Annotated in this window: 4 protein-coding genes; all 4 read left to right on the top strand. The window is 61.4% G+C overall.

Features of this window, described 5'->3' with window-relative positions; translation table 11 throughout:
* Positions 1–290 precede the first annotated feature (290 nt).
* On the top strand, positions 291–1,634 hold the full coding sequence (locus tag RIF85_RS14620) for a sugar ABC transporter substrate-binding protein (RefSeq protein ID WP_309072630.1): 1,344 nt from the start codon (positions 291–293) through the stop codon (positions 1,632–1,634).
* A 129-nt stretch (positions 1,635–1,763) separates the two neighbouring features.
* Positions 1,764–2,663 carry a sugar ABC transporter permease gene (locus RIF85_RS14615; RefSeq protein WP_309072629.1) on the top strand — a complete coding sequence of 300 codons (900 nt, stop codon included), beginning with the start codon at positions 1,764–1,766 and terminating at the stop codon, positions 2,661–2,663.
* Positions 2,664–2,674: 11 nt separating this feature from the next.
* On the top strand, positions 2,675–3,631 hold the full coding sequence (locus RIF85_RS14610; protein WP_309072628.1) for a carbohydrate ABC transporter permease: 957 nt from the start codon (positions 2,675–2,677) through the stop codon (positions 3,629–3,631).
* A 3-nt stretch (positions 3,632–3,634) separates the two neighbouring features.
* The coding region (locus RIF85_RS14605; RefSeq protein ID WP_309072627.1) for an arabinan endo-1,5-alpha-L-arabinosidase at positions 3,635–4,554 on the top strand (920 nt) is incomplete at its 3' end.

The raw sequence follows: 4,554 nt of genomic DNA, 5'->3' as shown, positions 1-4,554 counted from the left end.
GACGTCATTATCACGGTCCTTTCGGTCAGGAGTGCGCTGGTGTTTACAACGTTGAAAATATCGCATGCGAATAGTGGGCCGTCAAGGTTTAGTAAGTTGTTCCCTGACGATTGGCGGGTGGAGCCGGTCGGGTCCGAGGAGTGCAGCCGGGAATTTCCGCAACACTGTTGACGCCCGAATGTGATCTATGCCATTCTCTTTTTCAACGTTGTAATCAACGTTGTAAATCCGGCTCAGCAACCAGAACGAACTGGTGTGCCACATCAACCTCTAACCGGAAGGACCACGTGATGATGAAGTCACGTACCATCACCAAGACCATCGCGGCAGCAGCAGCTGCAAGCTTCCTGCTCAGCGGGTGCGCTGCGGCCGCCGGCGGCGGCGGCGATGATGGCGAAAAGACCCTCACCTTCATGTACCGCGGTGGGCCCGATGACAAGAAGGCGTACGAACAGGCAGTCGCGCAGTTCGAGAAGGACAACGGCGTCGACGTCAAAATGGTCCAGACAACTGCTGACCAGTACACCACCAAACTCAAAGCAGCCATTTCCGGGCGCCAGATCCCGGACGTCTTCTACATCAGCCCGGGCGAAGTCCAGGCTTACGTGCAGAACGGCATCATCAAGGACATCACAGAGCACGTCGAGGGCTCCGGGAACATCGATCTGGACAACATCTGGGATTACGGCGTGGACAGCTACCGCTTCGACGGTGAGCTCAGTGGCCAGGGTGCGATTTACGCGCTGCCCAAGGACGTCGGCCCGTTCTCCTTCGGCTACAACAAGACCATGTTCGAGGAAGCCGGCATTCCGCTTCCCGACCCTGAAAAGCCCTACACCATGGACGAGTTCGTCGAGGTAGCCAAGCAGCTCACGAAGGACACCAACGGTGACGGCAAGCTGGACCAGTGGGGCACCGGCCTCAATGCCACATGGAACCTTCCGGCATTCGTCTGGTCAAACGGCGGTGACTGGCTGAACGAGGACCGAACCAAGGTCACCATCGACACTCCTGAGTTCACGGAGGCTCTGCAGTGGTTCGCGGACCTGCAGAACGAGCACAAGGTCACCCCGTCCGCTGGTGAGGCACAGACCCTCGACACCTACCAGCGGTGGATGAAGGGCGAGATCGGCTTCTTCCCCGTAGGCCCTTGGGACCTTTCCACCTACGAAAAGCTTCCCTTTGAGTACGACCTGATCCCCTACCCGGTCGGTGCGACCGGTGAGCCTGCCACCTATACCGGGACCCTCGGCATCGCGGTGTCCAACGCGTCCAAGCACCCGGAGGAAGCAGCGAAACTAGCCACCTACCTCTCCGCCAACGAGGAAGCCCAGCAGACTCTCACCGACGCCGGGGTGCAGATCCCGAACCTGGAAGACATGGCTGAGGAATGGGCCAGCGACGAGTCCACCAAGCCGGCCAACAAGGGCGAGTTCCTTCAGGTGGTCCGTGAGTACGGACGGCCCCTGCCGTCCGAGCTCACCTACAACGCTGAGTGGTATGACGAGTTCTTCACCAACATCCAGCCCGTGCTGGACGGCAAGAAAACTGCCGCCGAGTATGCGAAGGAAGCGCAGCCGAAGATGCAGCAGTTCCTCGACGCGGCAAACCAGCAGGCAGGAATCGGTGGCTAGTCTCCGGACAGGCCGGACGAACCGCTGAACAGACCAGGTGCCGTGGCCGCGCGAAGGCCGGCCACGGCACCGCTCCAGCCGGCACCTGCCGGGCAAAGCCACCCGTTTTTGAATCAACGAGGATTTCAGATGTCCACCACCACGCGCCGATCCCGGCTCCACCGGCAGGAACACAGGACTGCGCTGGCGTTCGTTGCCCTGCCGGTCATCGGATTCCTGCTGTTCACCCTCTATCCGATGATTTTCTCCGTCTACGCGTCGTTCACCAGCTGGAACGGGCTCACCCCGCCCGTCTTCAACGGGCTGGACAACTATCTCACCATGGTCAAGGACCCGTACTTCCTGAAGGCCATGTACAACACGTTCTTCCTGATGCTGGGCATTCCGGTCGGCCTCGTGATTTCCCTGGCCCTGGCCCTGGCCATGAACCGGAAGATGCGCGGTTCTACTTTCTTCCGGACCGTGTACTACGTGCCGGTGATCTCTTCCATCGCCGCCGTCGCTATTTTGTGGCAATGGGCATTCAACGGTGACTTCGGCCTGATCAATCAGGTCCTCGCCGTTGTGGGAATCGACGGTCCCAACTGGCTCCAGGACACAGCAACGGTGAAGCCTGCACTGATCATCATGGCCATCTGGAAGGGCCTCGGGTTCTCCATGCTGCTGTACTTGGCCGCGCTGCAGTCGGTACCGCGCCACCTTTACGAAGCGGCCGCCCTGGACGGGGCCGGTGCCTGGCAGCAGTTCCGCAACATCACTGTCCCGATGGTGCGCCCGGTCACCTTCTTCCTGGTGGTCACGAGCGTTATCGGCGGTTCCCAGGTCTTCGTTGAAATCAACATCATGACACCGACAGGCGGCCCAGAGTTCTCCTCCGCAACCATCGTCTGGTACATCTGGCAAAAGGCCTTCGACAACCTGCAGATGGGCTATGCGTCTGCCATGTCCATCGTGCTCGGTCTCATGGTGTTCCTAATTACCTTCATCCAGTTCCGGCTCAACCGCCGCAACCAGTTCTCGATTGACTGAGGCAGGTCACCATGTCCTCCCAACGCGTCCTCCCATCCCCGCCGCCCCTGCAGCCCGAGCAGGGCATTCCGGACCATAAGTCCAGGCGTGCAAACGGCGGCTCTCCTACAGTTCGCACGAAGCTGACCGAATCCGAGCGGAAGCGTCGCCTCGGCAATATCATCGTGACGATCGTTCTCTCCCTGGGCGCAGTCGTGATGGTCGCTCCGCTGCTGTGGACGTTCTCTACGTCGCTCAAAACCCGCGACGGCGTGTTCGCCCTGCCACCGCAGTGGATCCCCGACCCGTTCGTCTGGGAAAACTACCTGCGCATCTGGTCCGCCGGACCGTTGCTCAGCGGTATTCAGAACAGCCTGATCGTGGCCTGCACCGTCACCATCGTCGGAACGCTCTTTTCCGCCCTGGCGGCTTTCGCCTTCGCGAAGATGCGGATGCCTTTCAAGAACGTCCTTTTCCTGAGCCTGCTCGCGGCGCTCATGGTTCCGTTCCCCACCCTGATGATTCCGCAGTTCACCATGTTCGCCTCGATCGGCTGGGTGGACACACTGCTGCCGCTGATTGTGCCCTTCATCTTCGGCAACATCATCATGATCTTCTTCCTGCGCCAGTACCTTTCCTCGGTGCCGGACTCGATCATCGAGGCCGCCAGGATCGACGGCGCGTCCTACCTCCAGATCTTCTTCAAGCTGATCTTCCCGATCATCAAGCCGGCTATCGCTGCACAGTTCATTCTCTGGTTCATGGCTGTCTGGAACGACTACCTGGCCCCGATCATCTACCTGAACTCGCCCCAGGTGCAGACCCTGCAGCTGGTCATTGCGAACTTCAACGCGCAGTACGCCATCCAGACTGACTACCCGCTCATCATGGCGGCCTCCTTCGTGGCGCTGCTTCCCGTGCTGATCGTGTTCATCGTGTTCCAGCGCCAAATCATCGAGTCCATCGCACTCACCGGATCCAAGGGCTGACCGATGTCACTTCTGGGAAACCTGCAGCCTGCATCCACCGACCGGCCTGAGAGCTGGGGTGCGCGCCATGCGCACGATCCAACAGTGGTGAGGGACGACGACGGCACCTACTACATGTTCTCGACGGACGCGGTTGCCAACTCAACCGAGATCCCATCGGGAGTTCATGTGCGGTCCTCAACCGACCTGGTCGAATGGACCTACCGCGGCACTGCCCTGAACGGTGTGCCCGAGGCTGCGGCCGAGTGGACCGGCGCGAAGGGTCTCTGGGCTCCGGACGTCGTCCGCTGGCCGGCCGCGGCAGGGGAGCCGGTCTGGCACATGTACTACTCGGCGTCCACGTTCGGATCCCGCACCTCGGCCATCGGGTTGGCGGTCGCGGCGAGCCCGGCCGGGCCGTGGCAGGACCGCGGACTCGTGGTCCGGACGCTCACCGGCCGCGATGCGCAAAACGCCATCGACGCCGCCGTTACGTTCGACCGCAACGGCGATCCCTGGCTGACCTACGGCTCCTTCTTCGGCGGTATCCACACCCTGCGCCTGGATGCGGAAACCGGGACGGCGCTTGTGGAGGGCGACCTCGGCACGTGCATCGCCCGGCGGCACACCGACGTCGACCGCGCCATCGAGGGAGCCTTCGTCCAGTACCGGCAGGAGGATGACCGCTATGTCCTCTTCGTCTCCTATGACTCCCTGTTCAACACCTACAACGTGCGGGTTGCGGTGGCCGACGAGATCACCGGCCCGTACCGTGATGCGAACGGTACGGACATGACCGATGTCGAGGCCGCTCCGCACGCCGTGGGCACCAAAATCCTGGGCAGCTACCAGTTCGACGGTGACACCGCCTGGCTCGCGCCGGGCCACAACTCGGTGCTCGTGGTCCCCGATGGGGAACACAAAGGCCAGTTCATGGTGCACCA

This window comes from Arthrobacter sp., assembly GCF_031179385.1.
Lineage (GTDB): Bacteria > Actinomycetota > Actinomycetes > Actinomycetales > Micrococcaceae > Arthrobacter_D.
This window is presented reverse-complemented; position numbering and strand designations above follow the sequence as displayed.